The organism is Streptomyces tailanensis (genome assembly GCF_008386495.1).
GTDB lineage: Bacteria > Actinomycetota > Actinomycetes > Streptomycetales > Streptomycetaceae > Streptomyces > Streptomyces tailanensis.
On sequence record NZ_VTHJ01000049.1, the window covers coordinates 1 to 23,485 of the forward strand.

The following is a 23,485-nucleotide window of genomic DNA, read 5'->3' on the forward strand; positions in this document are numbered from 1 at the left end:
TGTCGCCGCCCCGGGGTCGAGTACGCCGGGGACCAGTACGCCCAAGACCGTTCGGGGCGTGCGGCTGAGCAGGCTCACTTTCGCTCAGTCCACAGGAACGGTTTGGCGTAGCAGCGGCTGAGTGTCTTGTGCTGGTATGGCGGGTAGTTGGGGATCGGGGTGTAGCCGGCGCGGGTGTACAGCGCGATGGCCTCGGGCTGGTGGACTGCCGTTTCCAGGCGTATTTCGGTGTGGCCGAGGGTGGTGGCGGTGCGCTCCGCGTCGGCCAGCAGGCGGGCGGCGATGCCTCGCCCTCGAGCCTGGGGGATGACATACATGCGCTTGAGTTCGGCCGCCGTGTCCGGCGCCGGGAAGGGCTGGAGGGCGCAGCAGCCGACTGGTCGGTTGTCCACCTCGGCGAGCAGGAAGCGGATCTCGGGGTGGATGTGGGCGCCGCCGGTGCAGGGCTCGTCGGGGTAGCGGGCGGCGAGGTCGGCGTCGAGGTCCCGGACGAGCCGTAGGATCCGCGGGTCGTCGGACGCGACGGCGGTGATCGCCGGGGCGGAGGTGGTCACTGGCTGTGGTTCCCTTCGAGGATCAGGGCGAGTTGGGTCCGCAGAACCCGTTGCTGCGGGTCGGATGGGTAGGCGTCCGGATCGGTCACGGCATTGAGGGCGAGACCGTCCAGGCAGGCGACCAGGCTGCGCACCCGGTCGTCGAGGGCCTCCGGTTCCGAACCGTCCGGCTGCGCGCACCAGGACGGTCAGGCGCCGGATCCAGGAGGCATGGCTGATCATGTGCTCGGCGAGCAGGACGGGGTCGTGGCAGGCGGTGAGCAGGAACTGGGACCGGATGCCGCTTCCAGACGGCGTTCACTGTCCAGGGCAGTGCCTGCTCCGCGACGACACAGAGGGTGTCGCGGCCACCAGCGACGGCGGGAGGTGTGTCGATACGAGCCCGCCATCCGGCGGTGTATCTCGGCACGGGCGTAAGCCGGCAGCGTCTTCTTGCCGGAAAAGAAGTGGCTGACATGCCCGTGGTGCAGCCCGCGGCGCCTGCGACCGCACCCAGCGCAAGACCCTTGAGACCGCTTTCCGAGACGACGTGACAGACGGCCTGCGAGATCGCCTTCCGCCGTTCTTCGTGGTCTGCCTGTTTCGGCATCCGAACCCTTCGCATAACACCTGTTGCGTAACATTCGTTACGCTATCACGGCGTTGTGGCCGCCGGGAATGAGCGCCGGCCCGCTGGATCAGTGCACGGCGGCCGCCCACGCAGCGACCTGGCCGCCGACAGCGGGGCCAGAATCTGTCAGGCATGACTGTCTTCCCGAAGGCCGGCGGGTGTCCTGGCCTCGGTCGTCTTGGTGTATTGCGGCCCGGTGCGGCGGTGGGTGCGTTCGATGGCCTGGCCCCAATAGGTTCCGCCGACCATGAGCAGCGCGCCCACGGCGGCCAGGGCAGTGAACCGTTCGCCGCCGAGCCCGATCCCGACAGCGACCGCCCAGATCGGCTCGGTGCCCAGCAGGAGGCTGGCCCGGCTGGCAGACGTCCGCTGCACGGCCCACGTCTGGGACAGGAAGGCGAACAAGCCGCAGAACAGCGCGAGGTAGACGAGCTGAGCCCACGTCAGGCCACTGCTGTCGGCCAGAACGCCGAGGTCGCCGGTGACCGGGGGCAGGAAGAGCACGCAGCCGACCACGGTTTGGACGGCTGTCAGGTGAAGGGGGCGCAGGGTGCGGCCCACGGAGAGCCGCCCGACGAGAGCGACGTGCCCGGCACGCACCGCCGCGGCGGCGAGCATCATCAGGTCACCGCTGCGGACGGCGTGCAGCTCGGTGCCGGACAGGAGAAGACCGACGGCCACTACGCAGACGCCGGCGGCGGCGAAGAACGTCACGGGCAGCCTGCCGCGTCCACCGGCACGGTCGAGCATCGGCGTCAGCACGATCGTCAAGCTGATGATCAGGCCCGCGTTGGCGGCACTGGTGTGCGCCACCCCGTACGTCTCCAGCACCAGCACCGCCGCCTGGCTGACGCCCAGCAGCGCCCCGACGCGGACCTCGCCACGGGTCCAGCGGCGGGTCGCCCGGCGGGAGACGACCAGGGCGAGACAGAAAACAGCGGCGATCGCATAGCGGGCGAACAGCACCACCAGGACGGGCAGGGCAGCCGTGGCCGTCTTCGCCGTCAGGTAGCTGGAACCCCAGACGATCGCAACCAGAAGAAGTACCGCATCGGTACGGCGGGCATCAAGCATGCGCCCACGCTGGACCATCTGGATGCTGAAGCCTAGGGCCAACTTCTGCACCTATGTTTTAGCTTCCCTACACTGTTCACATGGATGCACGACAGTTGCGGATCCTGCGTGAACTGGGAGAGCTCGGCAGCGTCAGCGCGGTCGCCCAGGCCCTGCTGGTGACACCGTCCGCGATCTCCCAGCAGCTGCGGCTGCTGCAACGCTCGATCCCCGTCCCGCTCACCGAACGCTCCGGGCGACGGGTGGTCCTCACCGCCGCCGGCCAGGCGCTGGCCGACGCAGCGATCGAAGTGGAAACCGCACTGGCTCGGGCACGGCACACGATCACCGATTTTCTCGAACAGCCGGACGGAGATGTGTCGGTGGCCGCGTTCCACAGCGCGGGCGCGACGTTCTTCCCCTTCCTGCTACACCACCTGGCCGGGCCGGGCAGTCCCCGACTGCTGCTTGCCGACGAGGACGTAGCCCAGGACCGTTTCCCCAGGCTCACCCGGGACTACGATCTGGTCCTCGCCCACCGCCTCGACCACGCCCCGTCATGGCCGCGCACCGTGACCGTCACCCCCCTACTTCATGAACCCCTCGATGTGGCCCTCCCGGTCGGCCACCCGCTGGCCGACAAGACACGGCTCTCCCCGCAGGACGTCGCAGATCAACCCTGGATCACCGTTCACGACGGATTCCCGCTGCTGGCCACCATCGAGGCCATAGGTACTGCAGCGAACCGCCGACTCGACGTCGTCCATCGCATCAACGAGTTCTCCGTCGCCGCCGAGGCCGTCGCAGCCGGCGCAGGCCTGGCCCTCATGCCCCGCTGGACGACGCGCCGCCATCCCTCGATCGTCCTCAGACCACTCATCGGCGTACACGCCCAACGCCACATCGACGCGCTCCACCGCCCCGAACGCACTGCCCGCAAGGCCGTCCGGACGGTCATCGCCGAACTGCGCCGCGCCGCCGCACACATCCAGAACCGGGACACCGACATCCCTCGCCGCTGACCGGGCTCAACCAGGGCTCCCCGAGTGCTTCCAGGCCGCCAAGAGGCAGGTCGGGCTGGACCACTACCAGGTCAGGCACTGGACCTCCTCGGCAGCCTCGCCCCCGGCTCGTCGTCCCAAGAACCGGGCCAGTCCGCCCTTCACCCCCTCAAAGGCCTCCGACACCAGCAATCCGACGAACGCTGTGGCACCTGACGCAGCGAGCGCCGCCAACTCGGCTTCCACGCATCCCCCTTCGCATCCCTGGCCCCTGAGAGCCCTCAGGCACCAACCGTAGAGAGATCCTGGTCAGCCGGACACCTCGGCTCGCTGCATACTCCCGCGCTTACCTCCCCACCCGGCGCATCACCCCCCATCGCCAGAAAAAAGAGAGCAGGACCGGACAGCCCGGCCAGGGGCCGAACCAGGCATGCCAGGCCCCCCGCACAGACGTCGACCCTCCCTCACCCACCTGAGACGTCACCAGCTATCAGATATTTCCGGCCCGACCAAGTCGCCCTTTGTCTGGATTCTCATCCTGCCGCCGCCTTGGCCACGACAGGAGTACAGCGATGCCGCAGCCCAGTCGCATATCCGAGAGTGCCCTCTTGAGTCTCCCGAAGGCCGCCGAGTATCTGGCTGAGCGGATGAGGGTCGGGCAGGTCCGTCGAAGGGGACCTCGGTGTGCTCATCGGACCCCTTCGCCGGTGTTCGCGAGGGCGGCGGGGAGTTGGGCTCGGCGGCGGATGCCGAGTTTGCGGTAGGTGCTGGTCAGATGGGTCTCGACGGTGCGGCGGGCGAGGTGGAGCTGTTCGGCTATCTCGGTGTTCGTGCGGCTCTGGGCGGCGAGTTCGGCGATGCGGCGTTCGCCGGCGGTGAGTGCGGAGGGGCCGGTGAGGGCCGTGGTGGTGCGGCGGGCGCCGCCGTCGCGCAGGGCGGTCTCCGCGATGGCGCGGATTCGTGAAGCGCCCAGCCGTTCGGCGCGTTCCGCCGCCTCCCGCAGGGCCTCACGGGCCCGCGCCCGCTCGCCGGCCGCGGCGAGGCCGCGTCCCTGGGCGACGAGAGCCGGGATCAACTCCGTGTCGACGGAACCCCCGCCCGCCTCCGACACCGAGGAACCGTCCGGTACTCCGCCCGCCCCTGCCCTCACCGAAGTTTCGCCCGCCGTGCCGACCACCCCCTGTCGCAGGACCCGTACCGCCCGGTCCGCCAGGTCGAGGCCGCGGCGGCCGGCCGTGGCGGTGGCGAGGGTGCTGAGGGCTCGGCCGAGGACGCGGGGGGTGTTCCAGACGGTGGCCAGGCTGAGTTCCTTTTCGGCGAGGGCGAGGGCCTCGTGGGGGCGGCCAAGGGCGAGGTGGCACTCGGCGGAGGCGGTTCGCCACGGGGTGACGACGGGGCTCACCACGTCTCGGGCCGACTGGCGGCGGCCGCACTCCAGGAAGTCGTCGAGGGCGGCCGCCGGGTCGCCGGTGGCGGCGCGCAGGACGCCTCGGGCGTAGAGGAAGCGGTTCAACTCCCAGGTTCCCTGGGCGCGTTGGACATCGAAGCCGTCCGCCAGGCGGGCGGCCTCCTCGGTGCGGCCGGTCTCGACCAGCGCGACGACGGCCTGGGCCAGGGCGTTGACCGACTCCGGCCGGTCCCCGTCGGGCCGTCGGACCGCGGGGTCGGCGAGCACGTCCTCGTAGGCGCCGCGGGCGGCGGCGATGTCGATCCGTGTGTTCACCAGCGCGAGGTGCATGGGGTGCAGCAGGGAGGCGCGCTGGCCGGCCAGGCCGCGCCGGACGAGCCGTTCGGCCTCGTCGAGCTGGTCGGCCCACTGGGCGACCGCGGCGGCGGTGCCCAGCAGGAAGGCCTCCGCGAGCGGGTCGGCCGGCTGGGCGAGCAGGACGCGGATGCGGCTCATCGCCGACGCGGCCGAGGTGAGGCCCGCGGTCGACTCGTAGCGCACCAGCAGTGCCTGGCCGGCCGTGCCGACGAGGTGCGGTGACCGTTCGGCGGTCTCGCGGAGCCAGCGGTACACCTCCTGCCGTACGTCCTGGTCGTGGTCGGACAGCAGCGCGGAGGCGGTCTGTACGGTGCGGACCAGGTCCGGGTGGCCGGTGAGGTGCTCGTCGCGCAGGCCGCGCAGGACGTCGACGGCGGCGCGGGCCTCGCCCCGCCGGGCCAGGGCCGTGCCGAGCGCCACCGCCGCGTGCACGCGTTCCCGGGGCGGTCCGGGCAGCCGCATCGCCTCGGCGAGGCGGGGGATTCCGGCGGTCGAGCGCACGGTGGCGTACTCCAGGGAGCCCAGTTCGGTGAGGACCACGGTCCGGCGGGCGGTCGGCATCGGTTCGTCGAGGGCGCGGCGCAGGTGGGCGAGGGCGTCGTCGCTGCGGTCGTCCCGTACGGCCGATTCGGCGGCGTCGAGCAGGACGCCGGTCGCCCATGGCTCGCCGACCGGGCCGGAGCGCAGCAGTTGCCCGGCCACCGCATCGGCGCGGTCGCCGCGCCGCAGCATCGCCTCGGCGGCCCTGCGGTGCGCGCCCTGCCGCCGGTCGCTCGCCCAGCCGCTCAACACGGCGTCCCGCAGCAGGGGATGGGCGTAGCGGAGCCGCCCTTCGGTGTCGGGGCGGAGCAGGCCCAGACGGGTCATCGCGGTGAGCCAGCCCGCCACGCGCGCGGGGTCGGCGTCTGCCGTACGGGCGAGCAGTTCCGCGTCGGCGGCCACCGGGTCGTCCTCGGCGTCCAGTGCGGCGAGCGCGCGGGCGACCTCCGTGGTGGCGGGCCCGGCGCTGTCCAGCCACCAGGAGACCGCGGCGGAGTAGCCGCCGGGGTAGAGCGCGGCGCAGGTGTCCGGAAGGGAGGTGGGCTGGAGGGCGTCCGGGCCGGCGCCGTCCAGGTCGTCCAGCAGGGCGCGCAGCAGCAGGGGATGGCCGGCGCCCGCCCGTAAGCACGCGTCCACGAACTCCGGCGGGGCGGCGCCGCCCCGGGCCGAACGGACCAGCTCGGCCGCGGAGTCCGGGCTCAGCGGGGCCAGGGTGCGGGTGTGGACGAGGGCGGGCGACAGGGTGTGCGCGAGGCCGTCCGCCGGGGGGTCGATGTCGTACTGGCTGCGCTCGGTCACCACCAGGAGCACCGGCAGGCGGTCGATCCGGCGGACGGCCTCGACGAGCCAGCGGCGCGAGTCGTCGTCGGCGAAGTGCACGTCGTCCACGGCGAGCAGCAGCGGGGATTCGGCGGCGTAGGAGCTCAAGCGCCGCCACAGCCGCGCGGCCCTGCCCCGGTGCGGCGGAGTGCCCGGCGGGTCCGGCGTCTCACCGGCGGCCAGGTCGAACTCGGGTCCGTGGGCGAGGAGTTGGACCACGGTGTCGAAGGGCACGGAGGTGTGCTCGGGTGAGCAGCGGGCTCGCAGTACGCGCATACCGTGGGCCGCCGCGCGGTCGGCGGCGGCCTCCAGGAGCGCGGTGCGGCCGGTGCCGGTGGCGCCCCTGAGCAGCACGAGGCGGCCGGAGCCGGTCCGGGCGCGGGCGGCCTCGGCGGCCAGCAGCTCCAGAGGCTCCCAGCGTTCGAGAAGCGGTTCCGGTGCGCACATCACGGCCTCCTGTCGTGGACGTGTCGTTTTCCGCTCCCGTAGACGGGGCATCGCCACTCGCGGTGCACCGGTCGTGGGCGTTTGGCGTGGAAGTGCCGTGGCCGATCTCGTGGCCGCGCTCGTGGCCGCGCTCGTGGCCGCGCTCGTCGCCGATCTCGTGGTAGGTCTCGTGGTCCTCCACGATTGCCCGAGGCACACACTGCACAGAAGTGTGGATCGAGCCCATCGGCCACTCCCCTCACAGGAGCGGCGATTTCGCGCATACGGGAGAAACGGTTGCGCAGCACATTCCGGCCCTCGGACACCGGCACGGCACGGTCCCCGGACACCGGCACTGCACGGTCCCCGGAGCCTCCGGAGTCCCAGCGCCGTATCCCGGTGGTGGTCCACACCCCCGACCCGCTCTCCCGGGCCGGGGTACTCAGCCAACTGCGCGGGCACCCGGTGATCGAAGTGGTCGAGGACGCCGAGGTCCGGCCGGGCACCGTGGCGGTGCTGGTCGGCGAGACGCCGGACGAGACCCTGCTGGCCACGCTGCGCAGAGTGGTGCGCAGCGAGGGCGCGAGGGCCGTGCTGGTGGTGAGCCTGATCCGGGAGACCGAACTGCTCGACGTCATCGAGTGCGGGGTCGGGGCCATCGTGTGGCGCCAGGAGGCCACCGCGCACCGGCTGTCGCAGGCCGTGCTCGCGGCCTCCCGGGGGGACGGCGACCTGCCCGCGGATCTGCTCGGCCGGCTGATCAACCAGGTGGGCACGTTGCAGCGGTCCGTGGCCGGCCGGCCCGGGGCTCCGCTGTCCGGCCTGGTGCCGCGTGAGATCGACGTCCTGCGGCTCGTCGCCAAGGGGATGGACACCGGTGAGATCGCGAGCAAGCTCTCCTACTCCGAACGCACCGTCAAGAACGTGATGCACGGGCTCACCACCCGGCTGCACCTTCGCAACCGGGCGCACGCCGTGGCCTATGCCCTCCGTGAAGGCTACATCTGATCGATCAGGCAGACGTACGTGGCCGGTCGGGCAGCACACTCTGCCCCCTGGTCGTCCCCGATGTGCCTGCGGGGGCGGGCACCGCCGGGGGCACGATCGGCGGGCAGACACACGACGGAGCGGGAGCACGACGGTGATCCACGAGGTGGACGAGGTCCTCAAGGGACTGATCGGGGGTGGTGCCCTGGCCGGTTCCGGCATCGACGTCTCTTTCGAGGCCCCGACCCGCGACTGGGCGGCCCGGCGCAACGCGCCCACCGTCAACACCTACTTGTACGACATCCGCGAGGACGTCTCCCGCCGCCAGCGCGGCCATCAGCCCGTCCGCGACGAGCGCGACATCGTCGTACGCCGCCGCCGGCCGCCCCGCTGGTTCCGGCTGTCGTACCTGGTCACCGCATGGACGAAAGCGCCCCAGGACGAACACCGGCTGCTCTCCGCCGTGTTGGCCACCCTGCTGCCGCGCGAGCTGCTGCCCCCCGACGAACTTCCGGGCGCGCTGGGCGCGCTGGGGCTGTCCGTGCCCGTCTCGGTGGCGGGACCGCACTCGGAGTCCCGGTCTCTCGCCGAGATCTGGTCCGCGCTGGGCGGCGAGCTCAAGCCGTCCCTCGACCTCGTGGTCACCGCGCCCTTCCCGGCCTTCCCCGAGTACGACGCCGGTCCCCCGGTCACCGAGGGCGCGGCCGTCCGTGTCCGCGGCACCGACGGCACGCTGGAGGGATCGGAGGAGCGCGCCCACCGGCCGCACCACCTCGCACGCGCCGGGGAACGCAAGCGGCACCTCGCCCCCGCGCCCGACGCCGGAGAGCGGCCGCGGTGACCACCCACGCCTTCCCCACGGCCGACCCGCTCCTGCTCGGCCTCGCCCGACTGCGCGACCGCGTCGGCCAGTTGGTCGCCGACCGCAGCACCGGTGATCCCACGGCGGGCGACCCGCTGCGCGGGCTGTACCTGTCCGAGGAGGCCGTACGGCATCTGCTGGCGCCCGCGACAGCGTCGTACGCCCCGGTCTTCGAGGACGTCTTCGAGGACGCGGAGCCGGTCCCGGAAGGGCGGCTGGAGCGGCTCGCGGTACGGCTCGGGCTGACCGAGCTGGACACCCGGATCCTGCTCATCGCCCTCGCCCCCGACCTGGACCGGTCCTTCGAGCAGCTGTACGGGTACCTCAACGACGACGTGAGCAGGCGCCGGGCCACCGTCGGGCTCGCGCTCGATCTGTGCGGGCTGCCCGTGCACCTAGGGGGTGTGGTGAGAGCCCCGCACAGCACCCACGGCGCCCGGCACGCACCCTCGCCTCACCCCCTAGCCGAGGCGCGGGCCCGGTTCCATCCCTCGGCGCCGCTGACCGCGCTGGGGCTGCTGACCGTGGAGGAGCGCGAACGGCCCTTCCTCAGCCGTGCGTTGCGGGTGCCCGACCGTCTCGTGGCCCATCTGCTCGGCGACGACACCCTGGACGCGGCGCTCGCAGGGCATGTCCGTCCGCCGGCGCCGCCCTCCGGCCCGGCCGCGGAGGACAGCGGCTTCACCGCCAAGCTGGCCGCCCGGCTGGCCGCCGCGCCGCTCACCGTGTTCCTGCGCGAACACCGCGAGGGCGACGGGCTGGTGCGCGCCTCGGCCGCCCTGCGCGCGGCGGGGATCGAAGCGCTGCACTTCACACCCCCGGAGGCCGGGACGAAGCTCGCCGGGCTCCTCCCCGACCTGCTGCGCGAGGCCCGGCTGTGCGACCGCGCGATCGTGGTGTCACCGCTGCCGGAGGCGCCGGGACCGCTCTTGCGCGCGCTGACGGCGGCCGGCGTTCGTGTGGTGGTCACCGGATCCAGGCCGTACGACCCGCAGTGGTGCGACCGTGACCCGCTGGTCCTCGACGTGCCCCGCCCGGCCGCGGGCGCCGTGGACGCCTGGTCGGCCGCGCTGGGGCGTGTGGCGAACGTCCCTCCCGCCGCCCGTGGAGCAGCACGCCCTCTCGCCGCACCGGGGACCCCCACGCCGCCGCTCGGCCCACCCTCCGGGCGGACGACGGGAGCTTCGCAACACGCCCCGGGTGCCGGGGCGGACGGACCGGGGTTCGACCTGGCCGCCACGGTCGCCCCGTACCGGCTCGGCGGTGACCGGATCGAGCGGGCGGCCCGGGTGGCCGTGGATCTCGCGGCGTTCGACGGCACCCCGGTGACCGCCGCCCATCTGCGGCTCGCCGCGCGGCTGCAGTCCGCATCCGGTCTGGAGCGGCACGCCCGGCGGATCCGGCCCGACGTCGGCTGGGACGACCTCGTGCTGCCCGGCAAACCCCTCGCCCAGCTGCGGGAACTCGCCCTGCGGGCCCGCCATCGCGACCGGGTGCTCGGCGACTGGCGGCTGAGCGCCGGGGGAGGCCGGGGCCGTGGGGTCCTCGGGCTCTTCGCGGGCGAGTCGGGCACCGGCAAGACGCTGTCCGCCGAGGTCGTGGCCGCCGAACTCGGCCTGGACCTCTACGTCGTGCAGCTTTCCTCGATCGTCGACAAGTATGTGGGCGAGACCGAGAAGAACCTCGAGCGGATCTTCACCGAGGCCGACCGCACCGACGCCGTGCTGCTCTTCGACGAGGCGGACGCCGTGTTCGGCAAGCGCTCGGAGGTCAGCAGCTCCCACGACAAGTACGCCAACATGGAGAGCGCCTATCTGCTCCAGCGGCTGGAGTCCTTCGACGGCATCGCGGTGCTCACCACCAATCTGCGGGCCAACATCGACGAGGCGTTCACCCGGCGGCTGGATCTCGTCGTCGACTTCCCGTTCCCGGACACCGCCCAGCGGCTGGCCCTGTGGCGGCACAGCCTCGCCGTGGTGCCCTGCGCGGACGACACCGACCCGACGGCGGTCGCCGGCGACTTCGAGCTGGCCGGCGGTTCCATCCGCAGCGCGGTCGTCACCGCCGCGTACACGGCCGCCGGCCGTGGCGGACCGGTCACCACGGCCGACCTCCTGGAGGGCGCTCGCCGCGAGTACCGCAAGGCGGGGCGGCTGGTGCCGGGCGAGGGGAACTGGTAGGCGCTTCGCCCGGGGCGGGCTACTCCACGCGCCACTTCTGGTTCGGCGTGCCCGCGCACGTCCACAGCTGGAGCCTCGTTCCGCTCCCGATGCCGTTGTCCTTGGCGTCGACGCACTTGTCGGCCTGCGGGTTGACCAGGTCGCCCTCGCCGCTGAGCACGAACTGCTGGGCGGGGTTGCCACTGCACCTGGCCAGCTGGATCACGGCGCCGCCCTCCCGCGAGCCCCACGCGACGTCCATGCACAGCCCGAGGGAGCGCACGGTGCCGTCGCCTCGGAAGTCCCATTTCTGGTTGGCGCTGCCGGCGCAGTCCCAGAGCTGGAGCGGGGTGCCGTCCTTGCCCTCGCCGTCCTGGGCGTCCGTGACGTCGATACAGCGGTCCGAGCCCTCGCCGATGATCGAGGGACCCTTGGCGGCGGGCCGCTTCGGCGATGCCTTCGTGTCCGGTTCCTCACCCGACCCGGACCCCGACCCCGACCCCGAGCCCGAGCCGGAACCGGAATCGGAGCCACCGGCCTCCTCGGGCTGCTCCTCCTCCTGCTCGGGAGCCTCCGGCGTGTCCGAGGGCAGCGGCGCCGCGGAGATGCTCGGTGTCGGGGCCATCACGGACGGGTCGGCGCTCGGCAGGACCCTCGTACCGGCTTCCCGGAGCTCGGTCGCGGCACTGGTGACCTTCGGCTGGTACGCGAGCCACAGCGTCACGCAACTGATCGCCAGCACCACCGCCACCCCCAGGAAGGTGGCGAGCCGGCCCGGCAGAAACCCCCGCTGGACATAGGTGCCGTCCACGGACTGCGGCTCGACACCCGCCCGTTGGACGGCGAGCGCGTACGGCCGCTCCTCCTTGGATCCGAACCAGATGATCTGCCGCGGCTTCAGCGTGGCCTTCACGAACGCGGCACGACCGGGCTCGATCCGCACATTGCTCGGGTGGATGTCGTACGACAGTTGGTCGCCGTGGTCGCTGCCGCTGACGGCGGCGGTGAGGCTGGTGTTGCCCAGGTTGTCGATGGCCAGTTTCGGCCGCCCCCGGAAGCGGCCCTTCACGGTCGGCGGGACGAGTTCCGCCCGTACCTCGGTGAAGGGCGTGATGGTGAGGTTCCCCTCGGGGACGGTCGTCGCCTCCGGGTGCTCGGTGGGCGTGATCCGCACGGCGTACGGGTTCGGGCCGGCCGTCGCGTCCGGGGTGCGCGGCGGCGCGAACGTCAGCTCCACCGTCCCCGTCGTCCCCGGATACAGCCGCAGCGACTGCGGCTCCACGGTCGTCCAGGGCGCGATGTCACCGACCGGCTCGAAGCGGTACTCGTCGACGACGTCACCGGTGTTGCGTAACCGCAGCCGTACGGTCGTGCTGCCACCGGGATCCACGGTGGCCGACGCGGGTTCGAGGGAAGTCCAAAGGCTCACTGTTCGACGCTACGGGGGCGAAGGGCGTCCGTCAGGAGTCGTCGGGGCAGGCCCGGCTGCCCCGACGGGCAACCGCGACCGCCCCGGAAAGTCCGGGTCAGACCGTGAACTTGACCGCTTCCAGCCAGACCCCGTTGTCGAGGGTGCCGCCGAAGATGAAGTGCTCCCCTTCGTCGGGCTTGTCGCAGGCCAGGTTCTGCCAGCCCCTGTCGTGCTGGTGAACCGACTGGCAGACCGCCCTCTTGCCTTCGTCGACGTTGATGGTGAAGCCCAGCATGGCCGGGGCGTCCTTCTTGCTGTCCCCGATGTAGTTGTCGAAGCCGTCGCGCGCGCCCGACCACGGCTCTATGTAGTGGCCCTGGCCGTTGGTCGAGTCGGGGTTGTGGACAAAGGCGGCGCTGGCCGTGCCGTTGACACCGGACACCGCGATGTTGAGGGCCGTGAGCGGCCTGTTCTGGCCCACCGTGCCGGCCGTGTCGCCATCGCACTCCGGGGCCGTCCAGCCCTTGCCCGTCACAAAGGCCCGGTAACAGATGTGCCTGCGGCCCGGGTCCGCCGCGGCCAGCTGACGCACGGCGGTCGCGGCCGTGGGCGCCTTCTTCTTCTCCTGCTCCTCGGAACCACCGCCGGACCCGCCGCCACTGCCACCGCCGCTCCCGCTGTCGCTCTCCGGCTCAGTCGTCTGCGGAGGTGCCGAGGTGACGGGCGGCGCGGAGGTCGCGGGCGGCGCGGGGGGCGCCGCCGGTGCCGAGGGACTGGGCGGCAGCGTACTGACGCCGGCCTCCTCGATCTCCGTCGCGCTGCTGCGGACCTGCGGCTTGTAGGCGAGCCACAGCGTCAGAAAGGTGATCGCCAGCGCCAGGAAGACCCCGAGGAAGGTGGCGAGCCAGCCGGGCAGGAAGCTCCGCTGCACATAGGTGCCCTCGACGTCGAGCGGTGTCACCCCCGACCGCTTCACGGCGAAGGTATACGGCCGCTCCTCCTTGGACCCGAACCAGATGATCTGCCGCGGCTTCAGCGTGGCCTTCACGAACGCGGCACGACCGGGCTCGATCTGGATGTTGCTCGGATGGATGTCGTACGACAGCTGGTCGCCGTTGTCGCTGCCGCTGACCGACGCGGTCACCTTGGTGTTGCCGAGGTTGTCCACGGCCAGCTTCGGCCGCCCCCGGAACCGCCCCTTCACGGTCGGCGGCACGAGCTCCGCCCGCACTTCCGTGAACGGCGTGATCGTCAGGTTCCCCTCGGGAACGGTCGTCGCCTCCGGGTGCTCGGTCGGCGTGATCCGGATCGCGTACGCGTTCGGCCCGGCCGTCGCGTCCGAGGTGCGCGGCGGCGCGAACGTCAGCTCCACCGTCCCCGTCGTCCCCGGGTACAGCCGCAGCGACTGCGGCTCCACGGTCGTCCAGGGCGCGATGTCACCGACCGGCTCGAAGCGGTACTCGTCGACCACGTCACCGGTGTTGCGCAGCCGCAGTCTCACGGTCGTACTGCTCCCCGGGTCCACAGTCGCGGAGGCGGGTTCGAGGGAAGTCCAAAGGCTCACACAGGGACGCTACGGCAGCGTCCCTGGGCGGGTCAGAGACGCCGGGGCAGCCTTCCTTGCCTGAAGGGGCAGCGTCGGCGGGCGCGGTCGAGGCGGGTGCGGGAGGTCATCCAGCCGGCGAGCCGGCCCGCGAGCGATGTCCCGGGGGCAGGGCGTCCCGTTGCCCTGGGGACTGCCCCTGCGGGCAACAGCGCTGCCCCCGACCAGGCCCCCAAGGACGTTTCACGACACGCGCTTCGCGCGTGAGGGTGGGAGGCGACCTGTCTCGTACCCCGAGGAGCGCAGAGCATGCCTTCCTACCTGTCGCCCGGCGTCTACGTCGAGGAGGTGGCCAGCGGCTCGCGCCCCATCGAGGGTGTGGGCACGTCCGTGGCGGCCTTCGTCGGCCTGGCCCCGACCGGTCCGCTGAACGAGCCGACCCTGGTGACCAACTGGTCCCAGTACGTCGCGGCCTTCGGCGAGTTCACCGACGGGTACTACCTCGCGCACTCGGTGTACGGGTTCTTCAACAACGGCGGCAGCGCCGCGTACGTCGTCCGCGTGGGCGGCACCGACGAGGGCGCTTCCGCCGGCGCACCGGCCGCCGTGACGGGCTCCGCCGCGCCGGCCGCGCTGCCGCCGGGCGAGCCGAAGCAGCTGGGCACCTTCCACGTGACCGCGATCTCGAGCGGTTCGCTGAGCGTGGAGGTCGCCGACCCCGAGGGCGAGGGCCCGGCCGAGCGGTTCAAGCTGATCGTCAAGGACGGCGACAAGGCCGTGGAGACGTTCGACGTGACCGCCAAGAAGGGCGGCCGCAACTACGTCGTCACCCAGGTCAAGGAGCGCTCCAAGCTCATCACCGTCACGGAGGCGGCGCCCGCCGCGCAGCTCGCGCGCCCCGACAACCAGACCATGGCGCTGCCGGCCCCCGCCGCCCCGGCCCCCGCCGCCCCCACCGGGACGAGCGGGGCCCATCCCGGCCCGGCCGAGTACCTCGGCGACTCCGCCGACCGCACCGGCTTCGGCGGCCTGGAGGCCGTGGACGAGATCTCGATGGTCGCCGTGCCCGACCTGATGGCCGCCTACCAGCGCGGCGCGATCGACCTGGAGGCCGTCAAGGCCGTCCAGGTCGGCCTGATCGCGCACTGCGAGCTGATGGGCGACCGCGTCGCCGTCATCGACCCGCCGCCCGGCCTGAACGCCCGTCAGATCCGCGTCTGGCGCCAGGAGACCGCCGGCTACGACTCCAAGTACGCGGCCCTCTACTACCCCTGGATCAAGGTCTTCGACCCGGCCGCCGGCCAGTCCAGGGTGATCCCGCCGAGCGGCCACGTCGCCGGCGTCTGGGCCCGCAACGACTTCGAGCGCGGTGTCCACAAGGCGCCCGCCAACGAGGTCGTACGCGGCGCGGTGGACCTCGAACTCCAGATCACCCGGGGCGAGCAGGACCTCCTCAACCCCATCGGCGTCAACTGCATCCGCGCCTTCCCCGGCCGCGGCATCCGCGTCTGGGGCGCCCGCACCATGTCCTCCGACCCGGCCTGGCGCTACCTCAACATCCGCCGGTACTTCAACTACCTGGAGGAGTCGATCCTGATCGGCACCCAGTGGGTGGTGTTCGAGCCGAACGACCACGCGCTGTGGGCCCGGATCCGGCGCAACGTCTCGGCGTTCCTCGTCAACGAGTGGCGCAGCGGCGCCCTCTTCGGCCAGCGGCCCGAGGAGGCGTACTACGTCAAGTGCGACGAGGAGACCAACCCGCCGGAGTCGGTCGACCTCGGCCGGGTCATCTGCGAGATCGGCATCGCCCCGGTGAAGCCCGCCGAGTTCGTGATCTTCCGGCTGGCCCAGTTCTCCAGCGGCAGCGGGGAGCTGGAGGAGTAGCGGTTCCGCGCCCCTCAGCCCTCGTACGCCATCGCCACAACCCCTAGAAGGACAGAGAACAGATGAGTCTCGCGCCGGGTGACGCCCTTACCTCACACAATTTCGGCCTCCAGATCGACGGTGTGATGGTCGAGTACCTCGCGGAGGTCAGCGGCCTCACCCTCGAACAGGACGTCATCACGTACCAGCAGAACTCCGCACAGGGCCGGCCCGAGGTCAACCTGCTGCCCGGTGTGCAGAAGAACGGGCAGTGCACGGTGGTCCGCGGTATGACCCAGTCGCCCGCGTTCACGACGTGGATCAACGACTCCATCAACGGTCAGATGGGCTCGGCCCGCAAGAACGCGTCCATCATCATGATGGATTATCAGAACAATCCGGTGAAGCGGTACAACATGCGCAACGCATGGTGCAGCAAGATCGACGCGAGCACCCTCAAGGCCGGCGAGGCGTCCGCGCTCACCGAGACCGTGACCATCGTCTTCGAAGAACTGGTCATCGAGTAATGCGGCGTACAGCTGCCCGGGCGGGCGCGGGCGCGGGTGCGGGCGCGATCATGGGCGTAGCGGGTCCGGGGCCGCAGCAGACGGCCCCCGTCCCTTCCCCCGCCCCGGATCCTGCTCCTGCTCCGGCTCCGGCTCCGGCCGCCGCGCCGGTGGCGCAGCAGCGGTTGCGGACGGAGTTCCCGTTCGAGCTGCCGCGCGGCTACGTCGACGAGGCGGGGAATGTCCACCGGGACGGCGTGATGCGTCTCGCCACCGCCCGGGACGAGTTGATCCCGCTCCGCGACGTCCGCGTCCAGGAGAACCCGGCGTATCTGTCGGTCGTGCTGCTGGGGCGGGTCATCACCCGCCTCGGCAACCTGCCGATGGTCCACGACGGGATCGTGGAGAACATGTTCGCCTCCGACCTCGCGTTCCTGCAGGACTTCTACCGTCAGGTCAACGCCGAGGGCCACACCCGTGCCGCCGTGGAGTGCCCCCACTGCTCCGAGCCCTTCGAGGTCGAACTCGGCGGGAGCCGCCTGGGGGAATCGTGACGTACGCGACCGACCGGCTGCACGAGGAGATCGCGTACGTCGCCTACCACTTCCACTGGAGCCTGGAGGAGATCCTCGACCTCGAACACCACGACCGCCGCCGCTACACCGAACGGATCGCGTCCCTGGTGACACGCTCCGGGACGGAGCGCTGACGTGGGGTTCTTCGACCGCCTACGCGGCGTCGGCCCGGCGGGACGCCGGGGGGCGGGCGACGGGGGTGGCCCAGGCATGGGGGTCGGCTCGGGTATGAGGGCCGGCTCGGGCGCCGAGATCGGTTCGGGTGCCGGGATCGACTCGGGCGTCGGGGTCTGTTCGGATGCCGGGATCGAATCCGGAGTCGGGGTCCGTTCGGGTGCCAGGGCGGACTCAGGTTCCAGGGGCGGCTTGGGAGTTGAGGTCGGCTCGGCTGCCGGATCCGGTGTGGGTGCCGGATCCGGTGTGGGTGCCGGATCCGGTTCGGGTTCCGCTGGCGGCTCGGGTGCCGCTTCGGAGACCGGGACGGCTTCCGTGGCCGGCGCTGCCTCGGTGAGCGGGGCCGTCGTCTCCGGCGGCCGGGGGGCTTCGGTCGGTGGCTGGGAGGGGCTCGCTCCGACTCAGCGGGCCGTCGCCGGGCGGGCCGTTGTCGCGGACGCCGGGTTCAGCGGGCGGTTGGCCACCTGGCAGAACCCGTCCTTCACCGGGACCCTGTCCCACGCCGTCCTGCCCGGAGCGCCGGGCGGGCTGGTCAAGGACGTCCTCACCACGTCGGCGACCCCCGTCTCCGGCCTCGAACTCCCCTCGCGCACCCTCCCGGTGGCGCGCGACGAGTTCGAGACCCCGGCCGACGTCCACGGCGACGCGCTGCCGGTACAGCGAGCCCCGTACCAGGTCACCGGCTCCCGCCCGACCGGCCCCCGCGTGACCCCCGTACCCCCGCGCGCCCCTCGTCCGGCCTCGCTGACCAGGATGCCCGCCGCACCTGCGGTGCAGCGCCGGACGCTGCCAACGGCACGTCCGCAGGCTTCTGCGGTCAGTGGAGTGTCGGGGCGTGGGGCATCGGGCGGTGCGGCGTCTGTCGATACTGGGTCCAGCAGCACGACGTCCGGCGGTACGGGGGCCAGCGGTACGACATCTGGCGGTACGGCACCCAGCGGTACGACATCAGGGGGTACGGCATCCGGCGGTACGGCGTCGAATGGTGCCGTACCGGGGCGTACGGCGTCGTCGGGCTCGGCCGAGACCAGGGCGAATTCGGTTGGCGCGAGCCCGTCCGGCGTCGTCTCTGTCGGCCCGCGTGGGGCGACGCCCCCTGCGGCGGCGGCCGGCCGTACCGCCTTGGAGAGCGGCTCCCCGGTGGCGGGGAACAACCCGGTCGCCGCATGGGCCGCTTCCGGCGGTCCCCGGCCGAGCCGTTCCGGCGGCTTGGCCTCCGGCGGTCGTACGCCAACCGCCTCCGGAGGTACGGCGGCCGACGTGAGCCGCGCGGGGACCGATGTCCAACGGGCGGCGACCGAACGCAGCCGTACGGCAGCCGACCCCGCCGGAGCCACGACCGGCCCGGAGAGCACCCCCATCACGGCCCACCATGCGGAGGCCGACGTCCAACGGGCGACAACACCGGGACCTGACCGTGCGGCGGCCGACCGCTCCGACACGGCGACGGGTCCCAGCGGCACGGTCACGGCTCCTGAGAGCATCCCTGTCGCCCTCGACCGGGCAGAGATCAGCGTCCGACGAGCGGCGCCGACAGGCCCCAGCCGTACGCCGTCCGACCCCGCCGGGACAACGACCGTCACGCATCCCGACAACACCCCCGCCGCCCCCAGCCGCGCCGAGGTCGGCGTCCAACGAGCGGCGCCGACAGGCCCCAGCCGTACGCCGTCCGACCCCGCCAACACAACGACCGCACCCAACGGCCCGGTCACGAATGCCCACGGCACCCCCGCCGCCCCCAGCCGCGCCGAGGTCGGTATCCAACGAGCTACGACCGGCCCCGGCCGTACGGCAACCACCCCTGACACGACCTCAGTCGCCTCCACCGGAACGCCGACCGGTCCACGCAGGGCTGCGGGAGCCCCCGACCGCGCGCCGAGCACCCCGGTCAACGCGACGGGCGACGTCCGACCGACGACGGTCGAACAGGGCCCCACGACGGACCCTGGTTCGACACCGGCTCGCCCTGAGACGAGGCCGACCAGCCCCGACAACTCGGCACTCGGCATCCAGCGGGCAACGGCCGACCCGAGCAGCACACCAACCCGCACCACAGGTACCGGATCCGACAGGACAACGGGTGCCTCCAGCCGTACAGTGACCGGCTCCGCCGGCGGAACGGTCAACGTCCAGCGGGCGACGGCCAGTCCCGGCCGTACCGCAGCCACACCCGCAGTAACACCGGTACTCGGTCCGTCCGGAACGCCGACCGGTACAGGCAAGCCGGCGGACAGTCGCGGCATGCCCGCAACCGCTCCCAACACGGCAGCAGGAAGCCGCGTTACGACGGCACCCAGCGGCCCGCCAACCAGCACCGGTGATGCGGTGGTTGGCGTCCAGCGAGCCACCACGGGCCACGGCGGTACACCGACCAGCGTCGGCGGAACGGCCAGCGCCAACACCGGCACCGGCACCGGCAATCCCGCAACCCCGACCGCGACCACGGCCGCCGCCAAGAACTCCCCTGTCGCCGGGCCGAATCAGGCTGCCCCCCTCACCCCCCTCACCAGCACGCCCCCCGCGCAGCGAAGCACCTCCCGCAGCCCAAGGCGCCTGGGCCTCGGCGCGCCGGCCTCCGGAAATGTGCCGCCCATCGGTGCCGCGACGACACCCCCGACCCCGGCGACCCCACCCACCACCTCGGCCCCCTCCACCAAGCCGACCGGACCGACCACCCCCACGCGTCCCCCGGCTCCCCCGGTACAGCGGGCCACGCCCCCCACCCCACGTCAGCGCCCCCTTCTCGGCGCCCCCCTCTCCTCCCCGCCCCAGCACGCGAAGCCCCTCTCCGGGAACACCACTCCCGGCACGTCGAGCCCCGCCGTACTCCCTCCCGTACAGCGAGCGACAACGACGCACCGGGGAACGGCGAAGCCTGCTCCCGGCCCGGCCGCACCCCTCACACCCCCGGCCGTACAGCGAGCCACGCCCGCACCCACCGCCGAACAGGTACGCCCCCTGGCCCCCACCCGCGCCCTCACCCCGGCTCTCCCCACCACCGGACGACGTGAGGCACCCCCAGCCGCCGTCCCCTTGCGCCGCCCCACACCCACGAACAGCCGCCCCTCATCAACGGTCGCCACCCCCGCCGTACAACGCATCGCGGCCGCCAAGCCCACGCAACCGCAGAACCCGCCCTCGACCCCGTTCCCCGTCACAAAAGTCGTCCAGCCCCAACGCCCCAACACCCCCAACACCCCCATGCCACCCACCACCCAGGCACCCGCACCCGCACCCGCACCCGCACCCGCCCCGATCCAGCAAGCCCCGGCACCCCCCCTCCGCCCCACCTCCGCCACCTCGACCACAGCCCCCACCCCCACCGCGCCCCCCGAGCCCCAGTTCGACCCCCGTTCCCTCACCGACTTCCAGCTCGACGAACTGACCCACAAGCTCATCGGCCGGATCACCCGCCTCGTCCGCACCGAACTACGTCTCGACCGCGAACGAATCGGCAAACTCCGCGACCCCCGCCACTGACACCCGGTCCCACCAGGGGACCACCCCCGCACCACCCCCCGTCCGCAGAAAGGCCCTCCCCGATGCCCCGCGATCTCGACCCGGGCTCCACCATCTTCTTCACGCTGACGATCGACGGCGAGAGCCTCGGTTACTTCAACGGGTGTGAAGGGCTGTCGTCGACGGTGGAGATCGAGCACCGCCAGGAGGGCGGGAACAACGGGTTCGTCTGGCAGCTGCCGTCACGCGTGACGTTCTCGAACATCCGACTGACGAGGCCGCTGACGCCGGACACGGCGAAGGTCGCGGCCTGGATCTCATCCGTGGCGACGGGCGTGAAGCGGCCGACGGCCCAGATCGCGGCGCTGCGCGCGGACGGCTCGGAGGTGGCGCACTGGGGGCTGATCGACGTCCTGCCGGTGAGCTGGCAGGGGCCCTCCCTGGATCCGGCGAACCCGGGCGTGGCGACCGAGGTCCTGGAGATCACGCACCACGGGTTCACGGACTGAGGGGCGGGGACAGGACATGGCGAAGGGAAGCAAGGGCGGCGCGGGCAAGAGTCTCGTGCGGGCCACGCTGGCCATTCACGAACCGCCGGTCGGTACAAGCACCACGCCGGGCGGGATGATCAAGTCGTTCGAATTCGAGTTCAATCCGAGCGAGTTGACGCTGAGCCGGCGCGCCCAGTGGAAGACGACGACGAGCGCGGCCGTACGCGACGGCGCGCTGCCGGAGTTCATGGGGCCCGAGCCCCGGGAGATGAACGTCGAAATCTTCCTCGACTCCTCCGACAAGCCGAGCGGCACCACGGTGCTGAAGAAGGTGGAGTCCCTGTTGTCCTGCTGCGAGGTGACGGCCAAGAGCCTCGCCGCGAAGCAGCCGTCGCCGCCCTGGGTGGTGTTCCAGTGGGGGTCGTTCTCGACGGCCCGCTTCACGGCGTACGTCAGCTCAGTGGACGTCACGTACTCGCTGTTCGGGACGACCGGTGTGCCGATCCGGGCCACCTGCCGGATGGCGCTGCACGAGATCCCGAGTACGACCAAGGGGCAGAACCCGACGTCGGGCGCGCTCACCGCGCGGAGTGTGCACCGGGTCGTCGCGGGCGACTCGCTGCAGTCGCTGGCGTGGCGGGAGTACGGGAACGCGTCCGCGTGGCGGGCGATCGCGAAGGCCAACGGCATCGATGATCCGACCCGTCTGCCCACCGGTATCGAACTCGTCCTCCCTGCCGCCGAGGAGGTGGGCCACTGATGGTGAAGCCGTCCTTCTCCAACGTCATCCATGTCACCCTCGACGGCGCGAAACTGCCGACCGAGTACGCCGATCTGCTGGTCGGCGGCTGGGTCGATCTCGGGGCCGGGGTGCCGGGCGCGTTCCGGCTCACCTTCCGGGACCCGCACGGGCTGCTGCTGGGCAAGCTGAACGTCAGGTTCGGCACCAAGGTCGTCATCGCCCCCGTCGCCGACGGCAAGGGCGCGGCGTCCCCGCTGCTCACCGGCGAGGTCACCGGCATGGAGACCGACTACGACGGCACCGGCACCTTCACCGTCGTCCGCGGCTACGACCCCGGCCACCGGCTGATGCGGGTGCGCAGGGTGGCGGCGTACCGCAATCAGACTGCCGCCGACATCGCCCGCAAGCTGGCCTCGATGAACGGCATCCCGGTCGGGCAGGTGCAGGGCACCAAGACGGTCTACGACTTCATCTCCCAGTCGAATGTGACGGACTGGGACTTCCTGGCGCGGCTCGCCGACGAGAACGAGATGGTGATGTCGCTGGACTCGAAGGGGAAGTTCCAGTTCGTCAAGCCGAAGCCGGCGTCCGGCGCGCCCCCGACGAGCACGCCCGGCGAGAAGAGCCCCTTCGTGCTCCAGGCCGGTGTCGACATTCTGCGCTGCCGGGCCGCCGTCACCGCCGCCGACCAGGTCGGCAAGGTCGAGGCGCGCGGCTGGAACGTCACGACGAAGAAGAAGCTCACCGCGATCACCCCGGCGAAGGCCAACCCCGGTATCGCCATCGGGACGACCCCGCAGAAGGCGGCGGGCGCGTTCAAGGCCGCCAAGCTGGTCGAGACGGACACCCCGTACGACCTCCAGAGCGAGGTCGCGCACGCCGCCGGCTCCCTCGCCGACGACATCACCTCCGCCTTCGCCGAGCTGGAGGTGACGGTGCGCGGCAACCCGAACCTGCGGCCCGGTGTGCCGGTCACGCTCACCGAGGTGGGCGCCCCGTTCGAGGGCAAGTACACCTGCACGTCCGTACGGCACGTCTTCGGCGACGGCAGCCACTACGAGACCTGGGTGAACGTCACCGGCCGGCAGTGGCGCTCCCTGTTCGGCCTGACGTCGGGTGGCGGTACGGCGGCCCCGCGGCTGCCCAGTGTGGCCAACGCCCTCGTCACCGACGTACAGGATCCGCTGCAGCAGGGCCGGGTGAAGCTGCAGTTCCCGTGGCTGGACGACACCTACGTCAGTGACTGGACCCGGACCGTACAGATGGGCGGCAAGGGCGGCGGCGGGATCTTCCCGCTGGACGTCGGCGACGAGGTGCTCGTCGCCTTCGACCGGGGCGCGCTCGACCATCCGTTCGTCATCGGCGGCCTCTACAACGGCGTCGACAAGCCGACCGTCGTCAAGGACGTGTGGCTGCACGACCCGGTCAAGAAGAAGGCGATCCGGCACACCCTGTCCGACCGGGAGGGCAACCGCGTCGACCTGCTCAGCCAGCAGACCGGCCTCCGCAAGCAAGGCGTACGGCTCGCCACCGGCAACGACAGGCTGATCATCAACCTGGACCGTACGAAGACCGAGATCACCGTGGACAGCAAGGGCGCCGTCAGCATCACCGGCGGCACCTCGGTGTCCGTGCGGGCCGGGACGGATCTGACGCTGAGCGCGCGGCGGGCCGTGACCATCAGGAGCGGCGGCCCGCTCAACCTCCAGGGCCAGGGGATGGTCAGCCTCAGATCGCTCGGCGGCGTCGTCAACGTGAGCGCGATGGGCGCTCTCAACCTCAGCGCGACCGGCGCGGCGACGCTCAACGCGGCCGGGACCGTGCAGATCAACGCCGTGGGCCAGCTGGGCCTCAAGGCCGTCAAGGTCGACATCTTCGGCGGGTTCTTCGTCAACACCGTCAAATATCCGTTCGGGTGACGGCCGAGAGGCCACCGGCGCCTCAC

The 23,485-nt window shown here is 71.9% G+C and carries 19 protein-coding genes; 12 read left to right on the plus strand and 7 right to left on the minus strand.

Features of this window, described 5'->3' with window-relative positions; translation table 11 throughout:
- Positions 1–74 precede the first annotated feature (74 nt).
- The 3 genes from F3T56_RS32195 to F3T56_RS32205 form a co-directional block, all read right to left on the minus strand.
- Positions 75–554 carry a GNAT family N-acetyltransferase gene (locus F3T56_RS32195; RefSeq protein WP_216373023.1) on the minus strand — a complete coding sequence of 160 codons (480 nt, stop codon included), beginning with the start codon at positions 552–554 and terminating at the stop codon, positions 75–77.
- Complete coding sequence (locus F3T56_RS47135) at positions 551–688, minus strand: TetR family transcriptional regulator C-terminal domain-containing protein (protein WP_216373024.1); 138 nt, start codon at positions 686–688, stop codon at positions 551–553. Before F3T56_RS47135 ends, F3T56_RS32195 begins: the two co-directional genes overlap by 4 nt.
- Before the next feature lie 602 nt (positions 689–1,290).
- Positions 1,291–2,238, minus strand: coding sequence for a DMT family transporter (locus F3T56_RS32205; RefSeq protein WP_149828882.1), 948 nt, complete (start codon positions 2,236–2,238; stop codon positions 1,291–1,293).
- Positions 2,239–2,318: 80 nt separating this feature from the next.
- Here F3T56_RS32205 and F3T56_RS32210 point away from each other — a divergent pair, with 80 nt between their 5' ends.
- Entirely contained in the window at positions 2,319–3,239 is a 921-nt protein-coding gene (locus F3T56_RS32210; protein WP_149828883.1) for a LysR family transcriptional regulator, read from the plus strand.
- A 667-nt stretch (positions 3,240–3,906) separates the two neighbouring features.
- Here the strand turns inward: F3T56_RS32210 and F3T56_RS32215 are convergent.
- Complete coding sequence (locus tag F3T56_RS32215) at positions 3,907–6,789, minus strand: AAA family ATPase (RefSeq protein WP_149828884.1); 2,883 nt, start codon at positions 6,787–6,789, stop codon at positions 3,907–3,909.
- A 372-nt stretch (positions 6,790–7,161) separates the two neighbouring features.
- Here F3T56_RS32215 and F3T56_RS32220 point away from each other — a divergent pair, with 372 nt between their 5' ends.
- The 3 genes from F3T56_RS32220 to F3T56_RS32230 all read left to right on the plus strand — a co-directional run bounded on the left by F3T56_RS32220 (position 7,162) and on the right by F3T56_RS32230 (position 10,797).
- Complete coding sequence (locus F3T56_RS32220) at positions 7,162–7,776, plus strand: helix-turn-helix transcriptional regulator (RefSeq protein ID WP_149828934.1); 615 nt, start codon at positions 7,162–7,164, stop codon at positions 7,774–7,776.
- Positions 7,777–7,909: 133 nt separating this feature from the next.
- On the plus strand, positions 7,910–8,596 hold the full coding sequence (locus F3T56_RS32225) for a Pvc16 family protein (protein ID WP_149828885.1): 687 nt from the start codon (positions 7,910–7,912) through the stop codon (positions 8,594–8,596).
- A complete protein-coding gene (locus tag F3T56_RS32230; RefSeq protein ID WP_149828886.1) occupies positions 8,593–10,797 on the plus strand; it encodes an ATP-binding protein in 2,205 nt (734 codons plus the stop codon). The genes F3T56_RS32225 and F3T56_RS32230 overlap by 4 nt, the downstream gene beginning before the upstream one ends.
- A 19-nt stretch (positions 10,798–10,816) precedes the next feature.
- Here the strand turns inward: F3T56_RS32230 and F3T56_RS32235 are convergent, their stop codons facing one another.
- Positions 10,817–12,205, minus strand: coding sequence for a ricin-type beta-trefoil lectin domain protein (locus F3T56_RS32235; protein WP_149828887.1), 1,389 nt, complete (start codon positions 12,203–12,205; stop codon positions 10,817–10,819).
- A gap of 97 nt (positions 12,206–12,302) precedes the next feature.
- On the minus strand, positions 12,303–13,751 hold the full coding sequence (locus F3T56_RS32240; protein ID WP_149828888.1) for a hydrolase: 1,449 nt from the start codon (positions 13,749–13,751) through the stop codon (positions 12,303–12,305).
- Between the two features lie 288 nt (positions 13,752–14,039).
- Here F3T56_RS32240 and F3T56_RS32245 point away from each other — a divergent pair, with 288 nt between their 5' ends.
- The 4 genes from F3T56_RS32245 (at position 14,040) to F3T56_RS46500 (ending at position 16,808) form a co-directional block, all read left to right on the plus strand.
- Positions 14,040–15,614 carry a phage tail sheath subtilisin-like domain-containing protein gene (locus tag F3T56_RS32245; protein WP_149828889.1) on the plus strand — a complete coding sequence of 525 codons (1,575 nt, stop codon included), beginning with the start codon at positions 14,040–14,042 and terminating at the stop codon, positions 15,612–15,614.
- A 62-nt stretch (positions 15,615–15,676) separates the two neighbouring features.
- Positions 15,677–16,120: a phage tail protein gene (locus F3T56_RS32250; RefSeq protein ID WP_149828890.1), complete on the plus strand. Its 444-nt coding sequence runs from the start codon at positions 15,677–15,679 to the stop codon at positions 16,118–16,120.
- Entirely contained in the window at positions 16,120–16,653 is a 534-nt protein-coding gene (locus tag F3T56_RS32255; RefSeq protein WP_149828891.1) for a hypothetical protein, read from the plus strand. Before F3T56_RS32250 ends, F3T56_RS32255 begins: the two co-directional genes overlap by 1 nt.
- Complete coding sequence (locus tag F3T56_RS46500) at positions 16,650–16,808, plus strand: DUF6760 family protein (protein WP_172639238.1); 159 nt, start codon at positions 16,650–16,652, stop codon at positions 16,806–16,808. The genes F3T56_RS32255 and F3T56_RS46500 overlap by 4 nt, the downstream gene beginning before the upstream one ends.
- 441 nt (positions 16,809–17,249) lie before the next feature.
- Here F3T56_RS46500 and F3T56_RS32260 read toward each other — a convergent pair whose 3' ends face one another.
- The gene (locus F3T56_RS32260; protein WP_216373025.1) at positions 17,250–18,317 is read right to left on the minus strand and encodes a hypothetical protein; all 1,068 of its coding nucleotides are present in this window, start codon (positions 18,315–18,317) and stop codon (positions 17,250–17,252) included.
- 856 nt (positions 18,318–19,173) lie between these two features.
- Between F3T56_RS32260 and F3T56_RS46505 the strand changes: the two genes are divergently transcribed.
- The 4 genes from F3T56_RS46505 to F3T56_RS32280 all read left to right on the plus strand — a co-directional run bounded on the left by F3T56_RS46505 (position 19,174) and on the right by F3T56_RS32280 (position 23,459).
- Positions 19,174–20,328 carry a hypothetical protein gene (locus tag F3T56_RS46505; RefSeq protein ID WP_172639239.1) on the plus strand — a complete coding sequence of 385 codons (1,155 nt, stop codon included), beginning with the start codon at positions 19,174–19,176 and terminating at the stop codon, positions 20,326–20,328.
- 62 nt (positions 20,329–20,390) lie between these two features.
- On the plus strand, positions 20,391–20,816 hold the full coding sequence (locus F3T56_RS32270) for a phage tail protein (RefSeq protein ID WP_149828893.1): 426 nt from the start codon (positions 20,391–20,393) through the stop codon (positions 20,814–20,816).
- A 16-nt stretch (positions 20,817–20,832) separates the two neighbouring features.
- Positions 20,833–21,558, plus strand: a complete 726-nt coding sequence (locus F3T56_RS32275; RefSeq protein ID WP_149828894.1) for a CIS tube protein — start codon at positions 20,833–20,835, stop codon at positions 21,556–21,558.
- Positions 21,558–23,459 carry a VgrG-related protein gene (locus F3T56_RS32280; protein WP_149828895.1) on the plus strand — a complete coding sequence of 634 codons (1,902 nt, stop codon included), beginning with the start codon at positions 21,558–21,560 and terminating at the stop codon, positions 23,457–23,459. Before F3T56_RS32275 ends, F3T56_RS32280 begins: the two co-directional genes overlap by 1 nt.
- Positions 23,460–23,485: the final 26 nt, after the last annotated feature.

Bases quoted from the DNA above. Each gene is read 5' to 3' on its own strand.
- F3T56_RS32205 (WP_149828882.1), bottom strand. From the start codon at position 2,238: ATGCTTGATGCCCGCCGTACCGATGCGGTACTTCTTCTGGTTGCGATC.
- F3T56_RS32210 (WP_149828883.1), top strand. From the start codon at position 2,319: ATGGATGCACGACAGTTGCGGATCCTGCGTGAACTGGGAGAGCTCGGC.
- F3T56_RS32215 (WP_149828884.1), bottom strand. From the start codon at position 6,789: ATGTGCGCACCGGAACCGCTTCTCGAACGCTGGGAGCCTCTGGAGCTG.
- F3T56_RS32245 (WP_149828889.1), top strand. From the start codon at position 14,040: ATGCCTTCCTACCTGTCGCCCGGCGTCTACGTCGAGGAGGTGGCCAGC.
- F3T56_RS32250 (WP_149828890.1), top strand. From the start codon at position 15,677: ATGAGTCTCGCGCCGGGTGACGCCCTTACCTCACACAATTTCGGCCTC.
- F3T56_RS32255 (WP_149828891.1), top strand. From the start codon at position 16,120: ATGCGGCGTACAGCTGCCCGGGCGGGCGCGGGCGCGGGTGCGGGCGCG.
- F3T56_RS32270 (WP_149828893.1), top strand. From the start codon at position 20,391: ATGCCCCGCGATCTCGACCCGGGCTCCACCATCTTCTTCACGCTGACG.
- F3T56_RS32275 (WP_149828894.1), top strand. From the start codon at position 20,833: ATGGCGAAGGGAAGCAAGGGCGGCGCGGGCAAGAGTCTCGTGCGGGCC.
- F3T56_RS32280 (WP_149828895.1), top strand. From the start codon at position 21,558: ATGGTGAAGCCGTCCTTCTCCAACGTCATCCATGTCACCCTCGACGGC.